Here is an 18662-nt window from a genome sequence, read left to right on the forward strand (position 1 = left end):
AAGCCGGGCAAGATGTTTATCTTGTCCGGCTTCTTTATTATTTAAGATTTATGATTTGTGATTATGAATTACAGTGATGGATCAATCATAATCTTTACTTGTGATTTATCAGTTGAAAGAGCTTTGATTCCGTCTTCAAGAGCATCGTCTAAGCTGACTTTCTTCGTAACAACTTTCTTGAAGAGATCCTTGTTGTTATCAATAATTCCTAAAACATTCGGGAATGAGTTGTTGTAGCAAAGAGTGGTGATGACGTCTTTACCTTGCATAATCAGGTCATCGGTCATATTCATTGTAATTGGCTTTGCATAAAGAGCGACGATTTGAATAATTCCTGTTCGCTTGGTTACTTTCAGTGCTGAGTCAAATGTTGCTTGAACACCGGCACATTCGAAGGTAATGTCAACGCCATTTGGCAGGTCTTTCTTGATAACTTGTTCAACATTATCTTTGGTAGGGTCAAGAACATTTTCGATTCCCAATTCTTTGGCTTTGGCCAAACGAACCTTTGAAACATCCACAATGTAAACGTGGTTGGCGCCAGCAATTTTAGCTAATACAGCTTCCAACAAGCCAATTGGGCCGGCACCCATAACAGCAACGTTTTGGCCTTCACGTAGGTGACTCTTCTTAATGGCTTCGTAAACAACGGCAGTTGGTTCAGCCAAGGCACCTAATTCAAAGTCCATGTCATCTGGCATTTTGTGGGCAAATACGCCTTGAACGTTGGCAAATTCTGCCATTCCGCCATCTTCTGAGAAGCCTAAGAAGTTTCCGGCACCATCAGTTGAAACAGCTCTGTTACAGAAGTTGTAGTTTCCGGCACGACAGTTTTCACATTTACCACAAGCAAGAAGTGGTTCAACCGCAACATGATCACCAACTTTGAGATCATCAACGTCTTTTCCGACCTTGACAATTTCACCTGAGAATTCATGTCCCAAAGTAATTGGAACAGTTTTACCGGTTAGTGGATATGGAACGGTTGGTAATCCCCAGCCTTCCAAATAGGCATGTAAATCACTACCACAAATTCCACAATATTTAACCTTGATTTGAACTTGATCATCTTTTGGTTCAGGAATTGCGACGTCTTCGACACGAATATCTTTTTCACCATAAATACGTACTGCTTTCATGTTATGACCTCCTACAATGAAAAACTTCTTACCATCAACACCATTAGTTTACACCATGACGAAATCGCTTACAATAGGGACCGGCGATAATCAATATTATTTTCACAATCTAGTCATTTAGCCTTCAAAAAGGTTGCTATTGTGGGGATGAAGAGGGTATCATATTATGTGTATAATGAGTCACAAGACGTTGAAACCCAGGAATTTTGGAGGCGATCACGATCGAATCAATTAAGTGTGCCGATACCCGTTCGATTCATGAAAGTTATGTATTTCCAGCTCAACTAAATAATCACCAAATGCAATTTGGCGGTGAAACGCTGCGAATTTTGGATGCCAATGCCGGCTTGGCAGGGGTAAAATTTGTTCCCGGAAACTTATCTTTTGTAACGGCTGGATATGATCACATTCAGTTCTTGTCACCGGCAAAGGCCAATGATATTTTAACGTGCATTTCATACGTGACCGGATGTGAAGGCCGGGCAATCGAAGTCTTTACAAAGTTCTTAACAACGGATATCAAGACAAAAGAAGTTAAAGTGGCCTTCATTGCTTTTTGCACGTTGATTGTGACGAATACGATTGACGAAATCCATTTTCCAAAACTCGTTGCCGAATCTGAAGAAGAAAAGTATTTGTTGGCAACCTATAAAGAACGTCTGAAGGTTCGAAGAGTAGAATTAGACGATAATAAAACGACCATTTCTCATTTAAGCCTAAAATGATCGTTGAAAGCGCAATTCATGTTTATTGATTCACATAATGGTAAGATAAAATTAGATAGATAACTTTGGAGGTGTTGGTTATGTATGAAACAATTTTGGTTCCTGTTGACGGTAGTGATAACGCAATGAACGCTGTTGAAGAAGCAGCCAAGTTGGCTAAATCATTTGGTTCCACACTGCAAATCGTTTCGGTGGCCACTGACCAGCGATATGTTCAATACGGTGTCACCTTGGGTCAAGACGTTATGGAGTCATTCAGTGAGCGGGCGGGAGAGATTTTGGATGATGCCCGCGATATCGCAGAAAAGCAGGGCGTCAAGGTAGAAACCCACTTTGTTGTTGGTGTTCCTAAAATTCAAATTTCAAAGGAATTGCCGGAGAAGTATGATGCATCGTTGATCGTAATGGGTAAATCAGGAGTCAACGGCATATCAAGAGCAATTCTAGGATCCACAACAGCCTATGTTGTAAGACATTCAACTGTGAATGTGATGGTTGTGGATTATAAAAAGTAGTGCGCGACGAGCCCCGATTAGGGCACGGAGTACAAGGAGAAGTAGGCAATGATGAACGTTCTTTGTTCATCGTTGCCTACTTTTTCTTGTACAGTAGTGCCCTGGGGTGTCGGAGCGTGATTGAGAGGCCGAAGGGAGCAGTAAATAAAATAACAACGGCGCCTTGGTTGCCAACAACTCCAAAAAATATGGTGCTCCCACATCATCAGTGCCCTGGGGTGTCGGAGCGTGATTGAAAGGCCGAAGGGAGCAGTAAATAAAATGACAACTGTCCCCTGGTTGCCAACAATCCAAAGAAATTGGATATTTCCACATTATCCGTGCCCGAGGGTGTCGGAGCGTGATTGAGAGGCTAAAGGAAGCAGTCAATAAAATGACAACGGCACCCAACAATCCAAAGAAATATGAACGTCCCCACATATTGACTCCATGGGGTGTTAGCGCCCAATTGAGCCACTAAAACGAGTCCGTCGAACCTTTCACTTTAGTAACGATTACTAATAAAGCTAAATTTTCAATTTCACACATGGTACAATAATTTTAAATTAATCTGAAAAGATGTGTGTTATGGACGCTAAACTAACAAGTAAAATGACCTGGCTTCAGATTCTGCTGGTAATTGCATTTTGTTTTCTGGCAGCGTTTTTCTGCCAGCATAATGACAAGCTCTATCATCAGACAATTTTCCAAGTGAGCCGTGTGGAAAACGGAAAAGCCGTTAAGATGACAGATGAATTTCAAAACGTGGATCATTATCACAGCCAAATGTTGTATGGAAAAATAACCAACGGGAAACACGTTGGAAAAACGTTAAAAATTAAAAATTCGTATAGTGATTCCCATGCAATGGATCACCAGTATACAAAGGGCCAGAAACTCTTTATAACCCTTCACACACAACCCCGGCTTCACGCAACCGTGAAAGATATTAAGCGTGATGCACCGATTGCGTTTTTATTTGCCATCGCCATCAGCTTGATGTTTGTCATTCTGAAATTACGGGGGATAACCGTTATCTCGAGTATTTTAATCAATACGATTCTGTTTTGGATTGCGGTTAAAATTGATCATACCAATAACGGATCGGCGGTAATCCTGATCTTTAGTATATTGGCGGTTATCTTCTGTTTTGTCACATTGTTGCTGGTCATGGGGTGGAGCAAGAAAATGCTGGTCACGTTGTCAGCGGTTCTGTGTGCCACAGCGGCAACCATTCTCATTACCTTGCTTGTCTTTGGAATCACTCACGAAAAAGGGATTTACTATGAGTCAATGCAATACGTGACTCAGTTACCAAAACCTTTATTCATCGCAGAAGTCTTGATTGGTGTTTTGGGGGCTGTTATGGATGAGGCAACCGATATTGTGGCTTCGTTGGCAACTTTGAAGCAGGAACGGCCACAACTCAGTCGAATGGCAATCTTTAAATCCGGCCGGCAGATTGGTAAATCAATCATGGGACCTTTGATCAACGTGTTATTCTTTATCTTCATGGCAGAAACGCTTGCCATGACGTTGCTATATTTGAAGAACGGCAATACTTGGCATTACTCATTTTCAATGAACATGTCACTGGGAATGACCTCAAGTCTTATCAGTGGAATTGGAATTGTGCTTACGGTCATTTTATCGAGTGTATTTGCCGGACTCTGGATTAAAGGAGATGAACGCTGATGGGATCGATTACTGCATTGGGGATCGTTTTACTGATCTTGATGATCATTGTTGGCGGTAAACAAGGCATCACTTCATTCTTGAGCATGGTCGTTAACTTTGGAATCCTCTTCTTCACCATCGTTTTAATTGCCTTTCATTTACCACCGATTACCGTGACGATTGTCTCCAGCATTATCCTGTTATCCATTACGATTTTTTGGAGCAGTGCCAGTGACAATGCCTCCACAACCGCTTTTCAAGCATCGGTTGTGGTCGTTATCCTGATTGTCGTGATTATTATTCCGATTGAATATTGGGCACAGGTTGGCGGTTTTGGTTTGGAAGACAGTGAAGAGCTTGAAGGCTTGTCGACTTACGTTGGGATCAATTTCACCAAGATTGCGATTGCCACAGCTATTCTAAGCTCACTGGGAGCCGTCGCTGAAGCCGCAATCGCTATTGCATCAGGCTTGGATGAAATTATTTCACAGCATAAAGAAATTAAGAGTGGTCAATTGTTTGTTGATGGTACGGTGATTGGTAAACAAATCATCGGAACCGCCGTGAACACATTATTCTTTGGCTTTTTCGGTAGTTCGATGGCACTGTTCATTTGGTTTTATGGCCTTCACTACACCTTTGGCGAAATTTTAAACGACAAGATATTTGCTGCGGAACTGATTGCAATTGTGGTTTCATTGATTGGGGTTGTGACGACAATTCCGGTGACAACCTGGATAATGAGTTTTAAGCTCAAAAAGCTTCATAAATCACAGTTAAAGGAATAAAGTGGTTTCAACTGTTAAAATGATTATATTAAACTCACCAGCTATTTAACGAGGTAATTGCAAATGATTCAGTTTTCTCACGTCACTAAACAATTTGACGGTACAGCTGCATTAAAGGACTTAAATCTCACTATTGACGATGGTGAGTTTTTTGTGCTGGTCGGCCCTTCTGGAAGCGGCAAGACAACTCTTCTAAAGACAATTAACCGATTAGTTGTCCCAACCAGCGGAACGGTCACCATTGATGGGCAGGATGTGTCAAAAAGCCACCTACAGGAATTACGGCGGCACATTGGCTATGTTCTGCAGACTGGGGCGCTGTTCCCCAATATGACAGTTGAACAAAATGCATCGATTCAACTTGATAACTTGGGGTGGGAAGCACAAAAGAAGCATGAGCGAATTGTGGAACTAATGACCAAAGTCAATTTGGATCCGGCTCAGTTTCTCCATCGGATGCCCAGTGAGCTATCCGGCGGTGAGGCTCAACGAGTTGGAATTGTCAGAGCGTTGGCTGCCAGACCCAAACTGGTTTTGATGGATGAGCCCTTCAGCGCGTTGGATCCAGTGTCTCGGCGGCAGCTGCAAAAGATCGTTTTAAATCTTCACAAGCAAATTGACACGACCATTGTTTTCGTTACTCACGACATGCACGAGGCGTTTCTTTTGGCGGATCGGCTGGCGGTGATTCATAACGGTGTCATTCTTCAAGAAGGCGAGCCGGATTACTTAATGGCCAATCCGGCTGATGAATTTGTGAAACGCTTTTTTGATGTGGACAATTCAAATACCCGGTTATTAAAACAAGTCATCACGTCAGGTCTTGGACGGCCTTTGACAAAACAGGACAACGTCATTCGATTACAGAACAGTCAAACCGTCTATGAGTGGGCGGGCCTTTTGGAGAAGAATCCGACTCAACTGATTAGCGTCGATGGTGAAGTGTTGGATCAAAGTGACCTCATTTCCTACGTCGCTGATTTGGGAAAGGAGTCGTCCAATGATTGATTCCGTAGAAGCATATGCCAGTAAGAATGCCGGGGCGATTCTTCAAGCCCTTTGGCAGCATGTGGAAATATCGTTAATTGCGATTATTATCACGATTATGATTGCAATTCCACTTGCGATTGCTTTGGTTAACCGCCCCAAGATAGGTGAAGTTATCTCACAGCTTGCCGGGATTATTCAAACGATTCCCAGCTTGGCGGTTCTGGGGATTTTAATTCCATTCGTTGGAATTGGCACGGTACCAGCGATTATTGCCTTAGTCTTATATGCGATTATGCCGATTTTTCAAAATACTTATGCTGGGTTGACGCACATTGATCCGGTTTTACTGGAAGCAGCTGACGCATTGGGAGTTACATACCGATTCAAGCTGTTTCGAATTGAACTGCCATTAGCCATGCCGATGATTTTATCGGGGATTCGGATTGCCACGGTATTGGTAATTGGAACGGCAACGTTGGCCGCATTAATTGGCGGTGGCGGTCTTGGAACGTACATTTTGTTGGGAATCCAAACCAACAACAATGATGCGTTGGTTGTCGGTGCGGTCCTTTCAGCAGTGCTGGCATTATTGGCCAGTTGGTTGATTAAAGGACTTTCCAAACTGTCATTTAAGAAACTCGGCATCGGTGTTCTGGTCGTCCTAGTATTAGGTGGTGGTGCATGGGGCTGGTCAGCATTGACCAAGCCTGCCCAAACAATCACAATTGCCGGGAAAATGGGTGGGGAACCCGAAATCCTGATTAATATGTATAAAGATTTGGTTGAACAGGACAACCCAAAGATTAAAGTTCAACTTAAGCCAAATTTTGGCGGAACCAGCTTCTTATTCAAGGCATTGAAAAGTGGTCAGATTGATGTCTATCCCGAGTTCACTGGGACCGTTCTTCAATCACTGGTGAAGTCCTCACAGAAAGTCAATTCAGATCCTCAATTGGCTTATCAAGATGCTAAAAACGATCTTAATAAGCAATTCAATATGCGTTATCTTAAGCCAATGGCCTACCAAAACGGGTATGCCATTACCGTTCGAAAATCGACGGCGGCTAAATATCATTTAAAAACAATTGCCGACCTTCAAAGAGTTGGTAATCGGCTCAATGGCGCGTTTGATCCCGACTTTTACCAACAGTCGGACGGTTATCCGGGCTTGCAGAAAGCTTATCATTTTAAGCTGAAATCTGCCCGGACAATGGAGCCCTCGTTGCGATACGTTGCTCTGGCTGATGGTCGGGTAGACGTAACCGATGCCTACACAACCGATCCACAAATTCGGCAGTATCACTTGGTGGTCTTAAAAGATTCCAAGCGGTTCTTCCCGCCATATCAGGGTGCGCCGATGATGACCAATCAGTTTGCGAAGGATCATCCAAACGTGGTTCGTTCATTGAAACGGTTGTCTGGTAAGATTACCACTTCGGATATGCAGGAAATGAACTATCAGGTCACCGTCAAACACCACAGTGCAGCCAAAGTGGCCAAACAATATTTAACACAACATGGATTATTATCTAAATAATGAAAACAGGCGACTGAGACAAAGTTTTTACTTTTGTCCCAGTCGCCTGTTTTGATGTTTTAAAGTGTTCGGAAAACTGCTCATTTCCGTCATTTAAGCTCTTGTTTGCCCGTTTCCTCTAATGACGTATTTAGTAGTGGTCAATTCATTCAATCCCATTGGACCTCTGGCGTGCAGCTTTTGAGTACTGATCCCAATTTCGGCACCAAAGCCAAATTCAAAGCCGTCGGTAAATCGGGTGGAAGCATTGACGTAAACACAGGCTGAATCAATCTTATTTAAGAATTCCTGCCCGTTTTGATAATTGTCTGAAATGATAACTTCAGAATGACCGGTTGAATATTTGTTAATATGATCAATTGCCTGCTGCTCATCATCGACAACTTTAACAGCCATGATCAAGTCGTTGTATTCGGTCGACCAGTCTTTTTCAGTCGCCGGAATGATTGATGGTACAATCTTTTGGCTGGCGGCATCACCACGCAGTTCAACTCCATGATCTTGCAGGGCTTTGGCAATTGCCGGCAGCATTTGATTGGCAACGTCTTTATGAATCAGCAATTTTTCAGCTGCGTTGCAGACTGATGGTCGTTGAACCTTGGCATTTACCACAATGTTGATGGTCATTTGCAGTTCAGCATCATTGTCGACATAAATATGACAGTTGCCGGCACCAGTTTCGATCACCGGAACGGTCGCGTTTTTGACAACGGCATTGATTAAGCCGGCGCCACCACGAGGGATGAGGACATCAACATATTGATTAAGGTGCATCAAATCATTGGCTGTTTCATGGCTGATATCGTGGAGAATCTGAACCGCATTTTCGTCTAAACCATTGTTCTTTAAGACATTCCGCAGCACTTCAGCCAAAGCAAGATTACTGTTAAGGGCTTCTTTACCGCCCCGGAGGATCACTGCGTTGCCACTCTTAAAGGTGAGGGCAGAAGCGTCAACGGTGACGTTGGGCCGTGCTTCAAAGATCATGGCAATAACTCCCAAAGGTACCCGCTTCTTTTCGATATTCAAGCCGGCGTCGTTTTGCCAGCCCTTATCGATATTACCGATTGGATCGGGCAGGGCGGCAACTTTCCGTAAGCCGGCTGCCATATCCTTGATTCGTTGTTCAGTCAATTTGAGTCGATCGGTAAACTTGGCGGGCATATCCGTGGCATTTTCCAAATCTTCTTGATTAGCCGACAAGATTGTCCCGACATTTTCAGTTAATGCGTCTGCAAATGCATTTAAAATTTTATTTTTAGTCACTGTATCTAATAGATTTAATTTGTATGAGGCAGCCTTGGCATTCTTGCCAATTTCAATTAATTTGTCATTCATGAGTGACACTCTCCTTTTGAAAGATCGTTCCCACATCTTCGCCCGCTAAAATTTTGAAGATAATCCGTGGATCAGCTCCGTTTGCCAGAACCATCATCCGGTTCTCATCAATCATTCGCTTGGCTGCCAACAGCTTGGTCTGCATGCCACCGGTTCCAAATCGGCTGCCGGAACCACCGGCAACCCCGAATTCACCTTCATCAATTTGATGAACGGTACTGATCAGCTTGGCATCGGCCGACTTGTTGGGATTTTGATCATAAAAGCCGTCGACGTCTGACAGAACAATGAGCAAATCGGCATTCACATGGCTTGCGACAATTGCCGACAGCTGGTCGTTATCGCCAAAGGTTGTTTTATGATCCAACTCATCGGTTGCCACCGTATCGTTTTCGTTAACGATAGGGATGACATTGTCCCGCAGTAAACAGTCAAAAGTATTTAGAACAAATTTGTTGCTCTTGGGGAAGTCAAAAATATCATGAGTCAATAGGACCTGGGCGATGTCGGTCAGATAATGATCAAATCGTTGGGTAAACAACGTCATGAGTTCCGATTGTCCGATTGCGGCAAGGGCTTGTTGGGCGCCAATTTCGGTCGGCCGTTTTTTGAGGTGCATTTTATTTAAGCCCACCCCCGATGGCACCGGATGATACCAAAATCAATTCTTTGCCTTGATTGTTCAACGCACTCAGAGTGTACGCCAGCTCATCAAATGTTTTCAGATTAACCTCACCACTTGGGTGGATTAAGCTGCTGGTTCCAACCTTCACCACAATTCGATTTGCTTCAATAATTCGTTTGTCCATCATGTTCACCCCATATTTTGTATAAAAAAAGCCCGCTTTGAAATTGAGACACCCACGACGGGCGGTACCATTCTCATTCAAAGCTAGGCTTCACACTTTTGTTTTATAACGGAAAGATCCGTGCCTGATTAAGGCAATCGTATTGAAGATAGGATTCGTGCACTTAAACGTCTTTCAGCAAGCGACATTTTCTCTGAGGTCACACTACTTGGTCTTCTAAATTGACACAATCATATATTAATTCATAAATGATGTCAATGGATTAGATCAAGTGCTTTTTCGTAGACCCAGTACTTCTTGGCACCATTGTCTGTTGAGAAGGTAATTCGGTACCAGTCATGACCATTGGACTTGGTTCCAATATTGTCGATGTAGACTTTCTTACCTTTTTCAGCAGCAACTGATTCCCACGAATACTTCTTCACTCCTGAACGGGAGTTTTTAACATGATTGTACAACCTGTATGACTTGTAGTCGTCTCCTAATGACGCCTGTGAATCTGCTTTGGCATATGATACCTTGTCGTATGCCTTTTTTGCTGATGAAGCGGTTAATGAACCGTGAGCCGCGCCGTCCGCTGACAAATTGTTATAAGCGGTTTTCACCAACTGATAGAATTGAGCGAACGTGTACTTGGAACCAAAGTATTTTCTACCTGCGGATGCATAATAGCCGGCTGGATCGGTATGATTGGTACCACCCAGATATTTGGAAACACCCCCGTGTGACCAAACAGTTCCCTTGCCATCATAGGCTGCATCATTAGGCTTCAAACCATATTTATTCAACGTGTATGCCGTGTAATAAGCAGCGTTGGCAACTTCGTGAGCAAATGCTGACTTGCTGTGAACCTCAACCTGCTCAAACTGAACAAACCTTGCGTTGGCCGGATAACCGGCACCCCAGGCAAGATAGTTTGTATTGGCAATATTGATGATTCGGCTGGCATCAACGAAAGTGTGCACAAAAGCGTTATTGTAATTCTTCTTCATGTACGCAATTTCGTTATAGATCGTTGAGTTGGGGTTGGCCGTTTCATGAACGACAACTCCCTCAGGCTTACCAGTACCTTTACGGTAGGCGTTCTTAGGAAAGCCACCCCAGATTGATGAGGTGATATTGGCGTGAGAAATGTTTTTGCTTGCAATATAGTCGTTAACGCTGCTGGCCCCCGCGGCGTTGCTTAATCCAAACATACCGATTGCTGCCAATGACAGCGAACAAAGGGCAGTTATAATCGCTCTTTTTTTCAAATCAATTATTCCCTTCAGAATTTAAATATTATTTTTAGAGATTCATTTTTAATGTTTATTATATTTTTACATAAGTGGTCATTAGCTACGGTCATTAATATAAACGATTTGCATGATACAATTCAACCAGACAAAAAGCCCATGGGAAGCGAATTAACGCTTGCCCGTGGGCTTTGAGGGACTAATTGTCAATCATATTAAGAGTTCTTGACAAAAGTCTTAAATTAGTGGGTAAAAGACTGATATATCAACGGTTTAACGCTGTAATAATCATCTATTTGAAAGCTTTGCCAAATGCAGCTTACGCTGACAGTCGGGACAAATCCCGGTAACTTCCATCTGGGTTCCGGTTACCAGAAAATCGGTTTTTTCTCGCGTGGTCTGTTGAACGTGCTTGACTAAGTCGGGGTAATCATCGTCAAAAATATCGATGATCTTGCCACAATTTTCGCAAATTGCGTGATAGTGCGGCACACCAAAATAGTCGTAACGGATACCACCGTCATTGTTTGGTAATTCAATGACAATGCCATTATCGACCAGCATTCTTAAAGTATTATAGATTGTTGCAACACTCAAATTGGGTAATTTATCTTCAATACCATTTCGAATGGTTTCAACATCCGGGTGATTATGATGAGTAATCAGATAATTCAGGATAACCTCGCGTTGAGGTGTGATTCGGATGCCTTGTTTTTTAAGTTGACCAAGTGAGTGTTTAAGGGTTGCGTTTGTCATGATTATGCACCTCCATGAGGAGCGGTTCTATAAATTACTATCTGTAATGATTATAAATCATATTATACTTTAGAACAATTCTAATATACTAATCACAATAATGCAATGATTTTGAAGGACGGAAATCCATTGGGGCTTAGACGTTTGCGACAAATGTGTTTTCTGTCGGTTCTTCAAGGCCGATCTGCTCCAGTGACGACCTGGTGTGGGCAGACACTTTATTAAACGTGAGGGTAATCTGTCTAAAGTCAAAATGATCGTGGGCAAATTGAAGGGCTCTTTCAACGGCTTCGGCCAAGTCGTCATCATGCTTTTTATCAATAATCAGTTCAATTGAGCCGGTATCGGATTTTGGTTCAAACCCACGGAGACTGATAATGCCGATGAATTCTTGAGAACTTGAGTCGGTCATTCCCCAAGTCAGCTCCTTGCCATTCATGACTAGGCGCATTATGTGATTAATGTTCTTAACGGTGTCAAGAATCTCACTGGGCATTTTTTCTGCTTTGGCAGTTTTGATTGATTCTTTGGAAAACAAGTCATCAATGGACTTGACAGGTGCCTGGGTCAGCCAATCCAATGTTAAATGAGCGGTTAATACAGGATGAAATTTTTCGAATGATGTCATAAATTAACTTCCTTTCGTGAAAAAGCTTTCAAAGGTGTTCCTTTAGGTTTTATGTGTGGCATAATGAACGTATAAAGTTATTAGGGAGGAACAATCTTGAAAGAAAAATACTTGCTTGGAACCTATACTAGAAGAATCAGTAAAGGTGTTTATCAATTAGAATTAGATACTGAAACTAAAAAATTGCAAAACTTGGAATTTGTTGGCAGTGCAATTGACCCAACATATGTAGCTGAATCAAATAAGAAGCGGATCTATGCTATTACCAAGGTTAAAGATGACCAGGGCAACGTAACCGGCGGATTTGTTGAATGGGATGGCACAAGCAATGATTTCCCATTGAAGCCGATCGCCTCAATTCATGATCAGGAAACTTCCCCGGCGTATATTTCGGTTGATGAAGACAAGCACCTGGTCTTCACTGCTAATTACCATGCCGGCACAATTAATTCATACAAGATCGGTGAAGATGGTTCAATTACCAAAGCCGACCGAATTATGGACAAGGGAACATTGGGCTTCCGTAAAGAACAGCTTGATGGCCCACATCCGCATTATATCAATTTAACACCCGAAGGCCGAATTGTAGCTGTCGATTTGGGTGTCGACAAGGTCTTCATCTATGATTTGGAAGACAGCGGTAAATTAGAACCCGTTAGTGAACTTCAAATGCAGGACGGTTACGGCCCACGCCACATCTACTTTGATGCAAAGAAGAAAGTCGCTTACCTTGTAGGTGAATTAAGCAGTAATGTCGCTGTTTTGGATTACGATTCTGATAAAGGTGTCTTGTCAGTTCGCAACGTTCATTCAACCATTCCTGATGATTGGACTGAACACAATGGGGCTGCTGCCATTCGAGTATCAAAAGACGGTCGCTTCGTTTATGTCTCAAACCGTGGTAACAACTCAATTGCCGTGTTCAGTTCAGATGAAAAGGGCAATTTGTCACTTGTTCAACGAATTTCAACTGAAGGTGACTTCCCACGGGACTTTAATTTGAGCGATGATGAATCATTTGTTATCGCACTGAATCAAAATTCAGACAATGCCACATTGTACACTCGTGACAGTGAATCTGGCAAATTAACCATGGTTCAAAAGGACTTCATGGTTCCTGAAGGTGTCAGCATCCTGCGTAAAAAGTAGGTAGTTGGCAGCATCATGCACTTTAATTAAACACATGATCAAAATTAACAAAGCTGGAGCTAAATCACAATGATTTGGCTCCAGCATTTTTATACCTTGATATTGTTCGGTTGTTTAATTTACTTTAGTTTCAATCTTTCCAAGTCCATCAATTTCACTGGTGAATACGTCACCGGACTTCAAGAAAATCTGTGGATCACGGCCAACACCGGTTCCACTTGGGGTTCCAGTGAAGATCAAATCTCCGGGATAGAGATCGATGACTCCTGAAATATAAGAAATCAGGGTTTGAATATCAAAAATCATTTTATCAATGGTTGCCTGCTGCATGATTTCACCGTTGACTTTGGTGACAACCGTTTTGGAAACAATGTCCTCAACGTCAGCAATTGTGGTTATGTACGGACCAATTGGCGAGTAATTTTTGAATGATTTTCCCAGATCAAATTGGGTGCCGGGACCATCGATTGATTGGACGGTTCGATCGGAGATATCCTGACCGACCAGGTAACCGGCAATGGCATCTTCGGCGTCTTCACGGCTGATGTTTCGGCCACCGCGGCCAATGACAATCACCAATTCAGATTCCCAGTCAACGGTATCACCGCTGAGATGAATTGAGTTGTGAGGACCGGCCAACGAGCTGACAAACTTATTGAAAATGTTTGGCCGCTTGGGCTTGGCCGTGTCCATTTCCTTCATGTGGTCAAGATAGTTAAAACCAACAGCGGGTATTTGACGTGGATGTTGCACGGGTTGTTGGAACTTCTGGGGATCAAGCTGGGAAGCTTCATCATTGTCGATGATTTTATCATCGTTCACATTAATCAACACATTGGATACAAAATTCTGCCAATCGTTTAAAATATCGTCGATTGAGTTGTAACCAGTAATTGGAACACCCCAGAATTGATCATTTTGGGGTGCGACAAATGTTGGCTGATTATTATACATTGCTAATTTCATTATTACCCCTCCTGGCTTTAATTCAATTAACGAACAGCGATATTAGTATACACCCAATCGTAAAAATTGTAATGAGAACGCCTACCGATTCCCATTTTGCCAAAAATTCTGCAGGGTATTTTTAAGTTGATCGGCGTTATTGGTCACTTTAATATTTGCCCAATTTTGAGGAAAAATCTGGCGGTATCGGGTTTGATTAAATCGCTGATCCATTAAAACGATGATGCCTTTGTCGGTATCGGTTCGAATGACTCGTCCAGCTGCCTGACTGACGTTGTTGAAACCGGGGAGTTGGTAGGCAAACGAGAAGCCCTGGCCATTTAATGAATCAAAATATTCTCGGATGAGATCGGATTCCTTATTCATGCCCGGAAGGCCGACGCTGATAATTCCAACACCAATTAATTGTTCGTTTTTTAAATCAATTCCTTCAGAGAAAATGCCTCCGAGCAGTGCGAAACCAACCTTTGTCTGTTTATCGTCATTGCGAAATTCGTCAAGAAACGCGGTTCGGGCATCGTTATCCATTTCCGGCTTTTGATTAATCACGTCAATGTCTGGATGAAGTTCCACAAACTTGCTTAGCGTGGCGTTTAAATAAGCCATTGATGGAAAGAACATCATGTAGTGGCCGGCCTTTTGGCTGATCATGGTAAAGATGGTCTCACAAATCGGCTTGAGACTGTTTTCGCGGTTGGCGTACAGGGTATTGATGTTATTGGCAATGACAACCTGACAGTTTTCCTGCGGAAATGATGAATGAGATACCATGCAGAGGCTGTCTTCTTCGTTGCCCAAAACCTGTTGGTAATACGATATTGGGCTCAGGGTAGCTGAAAAGAGGATTGCTGCCCCACCCAAATTTAAGCTGGCCTTGAGCTGTTTACTGGGATCCATGCAGAACTGCCGGAAAATAATTGTGTGATCGCCAATAATGATCCGGGTCCGGTAAGTTTCGTCGTAAAACGTACTGATCAGATAATAGCGCCGGCACTGCAGATAATAATCGACGACCGCATCCACTGTGTCACTGGGCGTTTGGGTGGCCAGCCATTGGTGAATGGTTTCAATCAGGTTCTCAAGAGTGTTGTTAAAGTTGTCCAATGGTGCCAGCTGGGCAATCTGTTTATCAACTGTCTCTGCGGCCGGCTTACTGTAGCGTTTAAATGACCGTTTTAACGATTCGAGGCGTTTAATGACCTTCTGATTGGCAGCTTTGTGTTTAACCAGCTGTTCCAACAATGGGTTGATAGGAGATGATTCCAGGGTTGCCGAATACATTTCCCGTGAACGCTGGACCAGATTGTGGACTTCATCAACCAAGAAACAGTTGGTGGGATCGGGAAATGAGAAGAAGCGCTGTAAATGAACCTGTGGGTCGAATAAATAGTTGTAATCACAAATGATGACATCGCAAAACAAGCTGACGTCCAGTGAGAATTCAAAGGGGTCAACCTTGTGTTTTTCAGCGTATGTTTGAATGGTTTTCTTGGTAATCTGATCTTCATTTTGAATAATGTCTTTAATCGCAGTTCGAACCCGGTCATAATAGCCGACCATGTAGGGATTCTTCTCAGGTGGGACATCTTTTTCAGCCGGGAAGGCAATCTTATCCTTGGCGGTTAGCGTAATACTTTTGAGGGTCAGCCCCTGTTTGGCCATGATTGAGATCGTGTTCTCGGCAACGTGGCGGGTGCTTTGCTTGGCTGTAAAATAAAAAATCCGGCTAATCAACTGTTCACCCATTGATTTGATCGCTGGAAAGAGCGTTGAAATGGTTTTCCCGGTTCCAGTCGGCGCTTCCACAAAGAGATGCTTTTCCAACAGGATCGTCTTGTAAACGTTGGTGGCAAGCTTGTGTTGGCCGGGACGATAATCCGGGAACGGGAATTTTAGGGCTTTTGCTGAACGAATTCGCCGTTCGTCCAAGTCATGGCGCAGCTTGATCCACTGTTCAAACTCGGTTACCAGAGCGGTGAAAAACAATTCGGATTCAGTTTTAGTGAAGGTTTGCGTCTTAGTCGTTATTTTTTCGTCAGGAGTCTGGACATAAGTCAGCTGCAGATCAACCGACTTGATGTCTGCCTGGTGCATGACGATGTACGAATAGACTTTGACCTGACCCCAATAGAGCTGAAGCGTTGAGTCGGGCAGGGAGTTGAATTCCAGGTCGGATGTTTTAATTTCTTCAATCAGCGGCTTGCCGTCACGTTCGTCGATTCCGTCAGCTCGGCCGCTGATGACATATTCATCGTCCATGTACTGAATCGAAGTCTTTAAAGCGACTTCGGATTGGTATGAAGCCGGGCGGCTGTGTTGAATCTTTCGGTGAATCCGGCTGCCTTCCTGAGCGGTGTTTTCACTGCTGATGACGGGGCTAAGGTCACCGGTGCGCAGCAGAAACTCCACTAATTCTCTAATGCCGACTTGATGTACGGCCATCCTTAACCCCTCCTTTGATTTCGATATATTCAGACTCTATTATACAAAATTATTGAACATATGTTTGGAAAATACCGACTTTGAAAAATTCTGGATGTACAGTAAAATGATGGTTATGAGGTTTCACGAAGGGAAGGGCAATCATGCAGCCAAAATTTGGCAAGATTTATCGGACAAAACACGCGACCTATTTTGCGGTGGGCGAAGTCGTGACCCACAATCCTCAATTAATTCTGGATAACGTGAACTATATCGGCAAAAAGAATTTTGTAATCCATATCAAATTTGGCCAGGGGATTGCCAGAAACGCAATTCTGATGGTGAAAATGAATGGCGAAAGCTTACCGGCCTATCTGGATAAAACCGACATCAAGTTATTTTCTGAAGCCGTGAACCAGGATGAACTTCAATTGATGAATTTGGATGCCGACGAACTGAAGGCATTTAAGTCGGTGGATGAATTGGAAATTGAAGATCCCGAAGACGAAAAGATTGCCTACGTTGCCAGTATCCGTGAAAACACACTTCAACTGGTGGAAGATTATTTAAAACGACTCCAAGCAAAAATTGATAAGCTCTCACAGCGTAAGGCCAATCATTATTTTTCCAGCAAGGCGCATTACGAAGATGTCAAAACCTTTCTGCTGACCGTGGCACCATACATGGACCTGCGATTAAAAGAAAGTCAGGTACGCCAAGACGAATGGCGCCTGAAATTGCGTTTGGGAGGCCAGTGAAATGCTGAATGAAGAGAAGCTGCAGGCGATCGTTGACACGTTTGCCAAGTACAATATTGATATCAGGGTCAAAGGGATGCAGGTTGTTGGTATCAACGGCCAGCCAGCTGATTTTGACGCCAAGACCTTCATGCAGGATCAATTAATTGATATGATCTGCAAAGTGATGGCCAATCAGTTGATTCATGAAACATGGCTAAATGAGCAAAATAAAAAATGATTCAGCAAATTCTGCTGGATCATTTTTTTGTTTTTAATTATTTAACTGTCTGACTCTTTAATCCTTCAACGAACTTCAAGTAGGCAACCTGTTCGCCGGTTTCAGTAATCTTGGCGTGATCCAAATTGTTGGCGTGAAGATCATCATCTGGAATTTCAATCTTGTGGGTAAAGGTTGCGTTTCCGATCAAGTCAATTGAGAAAGTATCGTCGCGACTGTGAACCCGTGTCTTAACCATGCCACCGGGGTTGTACACTGAAATGACTTCGTCAAAGTCGGCAACGTCCGGATGGTTGAGGCAGAATGCCAGGCTGGTAGCCGACATTCCGGTTCCACAAGCATTGGTGAAGCCAACACCACGTTCGTAAGTCCGGACAAACAGCTTATTATGATCAAGAATCTGAGCAAAACTGACGTTGACGCCGTCTGGGAAGTAATCATTGGGATCATTCAGCATCTTCCCAAGTTGACCAAGCGTTTTTGAATGCATGGTTTCTTCGTCAACAAAGCTGATTAAGTGGGGATTGGGAACCGCAATTGCGGTAAACTTCAATCCTGGTGCAAATTGTGGCACTTCCTTGTTGATCAGCGTATCAGTACCTAAATTATCAAATGGCAGGTTTTCCTTGGCAAAGCTAACCGGGGAAATTTCAACACTGAAGGTTGGAACATCGTCGGCAAGATCGGCTTCTCGGTGAACATCCAAGTCACTATCCATTGTTTCAACTTTGAATGCGTCCTTCCCAAACTTGTCGGAAAGATAGCGGGAAACTGTTCTCAGACCATTGCCACACATTGAAGCAATGCTGCCGTCCGTGTTGATGACCTGCATGCTGCCCAATGCATCTTGATGATCAGAACTATCAATCACCAACAAACCATCGGCACCGTCAAGAAGTCCGTTTCCAGGCGCAGTAATGTGTTTGGCCAATGCGACCAATTCCGGTTGGCTTAACTTGGTCTTTAATTCAGTTTGATCCAGAATAAAGAACTTATTTTGTGATCCATGGACCTTTAATAATTGCACCATGA

The 18662-nt window shown here is 43.2% G+C and carries 17 protein-coding genes and 1 pseudogene; 9 read left to right on the forward strand and 9 right to left on the reverse strand.

Annotated elements, in window-relative coordinates:
* Positions 1-68 precede the first annotated feature (68 nt).
* The gene (locus tag DNL43_RS07095) at positions 69-1139 is read right to left on the reverse strand and encodes a 2,3-butanediol dehydrogenase (RefSeq protein WP_054768823.1); all 1071 of its coding nucleotides are present in this window, start codon (positions 1137-1139) and stop codon (positions 69-71) included.
* Between the two features lie 299 nt (positions 1140-1438).
* Between DNL43_RS07095 and DNL43_RS07100 the strand changes: the two genes are divergently transcribed.
* The 6 genes from DNL43_RS07100 to DNL43_RS07125 all read left to right on the forward strand — a co-directional run bounded on the left by DNL43_RS07100 (position 1439) and on the right by DNL43_RS07125 (position 7350).
* A complete protein-coding gene (locus DNL43_RS07100; RefSeq protein WP_225439226.1) occupies positions 1439-1864 on the forward strand; it encodes a hotdog family protein in 426 nt (141 codons plus the stop codon).
* A gap of 80 nt (positions 1865-1944) precedes the next feature.
* Positions 1945-2379: a universal stress protein gene (locus DNL43_RS07105; protein WP_056980915.1), complete on the forward strand. Its 435-nt coding sequence runs from the start codon at positions 1945-1947 to the stop codon at positions 2377-2379.
* 558 nt (positions 2380-2937) lie between these two features.
* A complete protein-coding gene (locus DNL43_RS07110) occupies positions 2938-4053 on the forward strand; it encodes a YibE/F family protein (RefSeq protein WP_056980914.1) in 1116 nt (371 codons plus the stop codon).
* Positions 4053-4823 (forward strand): YibE/F family protein, encoded by a 771-nt coding sequence (locus tag DNL43_RS07115; protein ID WP_056980913.1) that lies wholly within the window; start codon positions 4053-4055, stop codon positions 4821-4823. Before DNL43_RS07110 ends, DNL43_RS07115 begins: the two co-directional genes overlap by 1 nt.
* 63 nt (positions 4824-4886) lie before the next feature.
* Positions 4887-5831 carry an ABC transporter ATP-binding protein gene (locus tag DNL43_RS07120; RefSeq protein WP_056980912.1) on the forward strand — a complete coding sequence of 315 codons (945 nt, stop codon included), beginning with the start codon at positions 4887-4889 and terminating at the stop codon, positions 5829-5831.
* Positions 5824-7350 carry an ABC transporter permease/substrate-binding protein gene (locus DNL43_RS07125; protein ID WP_056980911.1) on the forward strand — a complete coding sequence of 509 codons (1527 nt, stop codon included), beginning with the start codon at positions 5824-5826 and terminating at the stop codon, positions 7348-7350. The genes DNL43_RS07120 and DNL43_RS07125 overlap by 8 nt, the downstream gene beginning before the upstream one ends.
* A 93-nt stretch (positions 7351-7443) precedes the next feature.
* Here the strand turns inward: DNL43_RS07125 and DNL43_RS07130 are convergent, their stop codons facing one another.
* The 5 genes and pseudogenes from DNL43_RS07130 to DNL43_RS07150 all read right to left on the reverse strand — a co-directional run bounded on the left by DNL43_RS07130 (position 7444) and on the right by DNL43_RS07150 (position 12116).
* Positions 7444-8688, reverse strand: coding sequence for a glutamate-5-semialdehyde dehydrogenase (locus tag DNL43_RS07130; protein ID WP_056980910.1), 1245 nt, complete (start codon positions 8686-8688; stop codon positions 7444-7446).
* Positions 8681-9497 (reverse strand): annotated as a pseudogene (gene proB, locus DNL43_RS07135) (glutamate 5-kinase). The gene DNL43_RS07130 and the pseudogene proB overlap by 8 nt, the downstream one beginning before the upstream one ends.
* 254 nt (positions 9498-9751) lie before the next feature.
* Positions 9752-10750 carry a peptidoglycan recognition protein family protein gene (locus DNL43_RS07140; protein ID WP_056980909.1) on the reverse strand — a complete coding sequence of 333 codons (999 nt, stop codon included), beginning with the start codon at positions 10748-10750 and terminating at the stop codon, positions 9752-9754.
* Between the two features lie 270 nt (positions 10751-11020).
* The gene (locus DNL43_RS07145; RefSeq protein ID WP_054768820.1) at positions 11021-11488 is read right to left on the reverse strand and encodes a Fur family transcriptional regulator; all 468 of its coding nucleotides are present in this window, start codon (positions 11486-11488) and stop codon (positions 11021-11023) included.
* Positions 11489-11624: 136 nt separating this feature from the next.
* The gene (locus tag DNL43_RS07150; protein WP_056980908.1) at positions 11625-12116 is read right to left on the reverse strand and encodes a GNAT family protein; all 492 of its coding nucleotides are present in this window, start codon (positions 12114-12116) and stop codon (positions 11625-11627) included.
* A gap of 96 nt (positions 12117-12212) precedes the next feature.
* Between DNL43_RS07150 and DNL43_RS07155 the strand changes: the two genes are divergently transcribed.
* On the forward strand, positions 12213-13265 hold the full coding sequence (locus DNL43_RS07155) for a lactonase family protein (RefSeq protein WP_054768819.1): 1053 nt from the start codon (positions 12213-12215) through the stop codon (positions 13263-13265).
* Between the two features lie 114 nt (positions 13266-13379).
* Here DNL43_RS07155 and DNL43_RS07160 read toward each other — a convergent pair whose 3' ends face one another.
* A complete protein-coding gene (locus DNL43_RS07160; RefSeq protein WP_054768818.1) occupies positions 13380-14231 on the reverse strand; it encodes a fumarylacetoacetate hydrolase family protein in 852 nt (283 codons plus the stop codon).
* Between the two features lie 81 nt (positions 14232-14312).
* Complete coding sequence (locus tag DNL43_RS07165) at positions 14313-16673, reverse strand: ATP-dependent DNA helicase (RefSeq protein WP_056980907.1); 2361 nt, start codon at positions 16671-16673, stop codon at positions 14313-14315.
* A 143-nt stretch (positions 16674-16816) separates the two neighbouring features.
* Here DNL43_RS07165 and DNL43_RS07170 point away from each other — a divergent pair, with 143 nt between their 5' ends.
* Both DNL43_RS07170 and DNL43_RS07175 read left to right on the forward strand, forming a co-directional pair.
* Entirely contained in the window at positions 16817-17410 is a 594-nt protein-coding gene (locus tag DNL43_RS07170) for a hypothetical protein (protein ID WP_056980906.1), read from the forward strand.
* 1 nt (position 17411) lies between these two features.
* The gene (locus DNL43_RS07175) at positions 17412-17630 is read left to right on the forward strand and encodes a hypothetical protein (protein ID WP_054768817.1); all 219 of its coding nucleotides are present in this window, start codon (positions 17412-17414) and stop codon (positions 17628-17630) included.
* Positions 17631-17667: 37 nt separating this feature from the next.
* On the opposite strand, the gene dapF is transcribed toward DNL43_RS07175, so the two are convergent.
* Positions 17668-18660 (reverse strand): diaminopimelate epimerase, encoded by a 993-nt coding sequence (gene dapF, locus DNL43_RS07180; protein ID WP_056980905.1) that lies wholly within the window; start codon positions 18658-18660, stop codon positions 17668-17670.
* Between the last annotated feature and the right edge of the window lie 2 nt (positions 18661-18662).

This window comes from Lentilactobacillus kefiri (genome assembly GCF_009739535.1).
Classification (GTDB): domain Bacteria; phylum Bacillota; class Bacilli; order Lactobacillales; family Lactobacillaceae; genus Lentilactobacillus; species Lentilactobacillus kefiri.

Bases quoted from the DNA above. Each gene is read 5' to 3' on its own strand.
- DNL43_RS07095 (WP_054768823.1), bottom strand. From the start codon at position 1,139: ATGAAAGCAGTACGTATTTATGGTGAAAAAGATATTCGTGTCGAAGAC.
- DNL43_RS07100 (WP_225439226.1), top strand. From the start codon at position 1,439: ATGCAATTTGGCGGTGAAACGCTGCGAATTTTGGATGCCAATGCCGGC.
- DNL43_RS07105 (WP_056980915.1), top strand. From the start codon at position 1,945: ATGTATGAAACAATTTTGGTTCCTGTTGACGGTAGTGATAACGCAATG.
- DNL43_RS07110 (WP_056980914.1), top strand. From the start codon at position 2,938: ATGTGTGTTATGGACGCTAAACTAACAAGTAAAATGACCTGGCTTCAG.
- DNL43_RS07115 (WP_056980913.1), top strand. From the start codon at position 4,053: ATGGGATCGATTACTGCATTGGGGATCGTTTTACTGATCTTGATGATC.
- DNL43_RS07120 (WP_056980912.1), top strand. From the start codon at position 4,887: ATGATTCAGTTTTCTCACGTCACTAAACAATTTGACGGTACAGCTGCA.
- DNL43_RS07125 (WP_056980911.1), top strand. From the start codon at position 5,824: ATGATTGATTCCGTAGAAGCATATGCCAGTAAGAATGCCGGGGCGATT.
- DNL43_RS07130 (WP_056980910.1), bottom strand. From the start codon at position 8,688: ATGAATGACAAATTAATTGAAATTGGCAAGAATGCCAAGGCTGCCTCA.
- DNL43_RS07145 (WP_054768820.1), bottom strand. From the start codon at position 11,488: ATGACAAACGCAACCCTTAAACACTCACTTGGTCAACTTAAAAAACAA.
- DNL43_RS07150 (WP_056980908.1), bottom strand. From the start codon at position 12,116: ATGACATCATTCGAAAAATTTCATCCTGTATTAACCGCTCATTTAACA.
- DNL43_RS07160 (WP_054768818.1), bottom strand. From the start codon at position 14,231: ATGAAATTAGCAATGTATAATAATCAGCCAACATTTGTCGCACCCCAA.
- DNL43_RS07165 (WP_056980907.1), bottom strand. From the start codon at position 16,673: ATGGCCGTACATCAAGTCGGCATTAGAGAATTAGTGGAGTTTCTGCTG.
- DNL43_RS07170 (WP_056980906.1), top strand. From the start codon at position 16,817: ATGCAGCCAAAATTTGGCAAGATTTATCGGACAAAACACGCGACCTAT.
- DNL43_RS07175 (WP_054768817.1), top strand. From the start codon at position 17,412: ATGCTGAATGAAGAGAAGCTGCAGGCGATCGTTGACACGTTTGCCAAG.
- dapF (WP_056980905.1), bottom strand. From the start codon at position 18,660: ATGGTGCAATTATTAAAGGTCCATGGATCACAAAATAAGTTCTTTATT.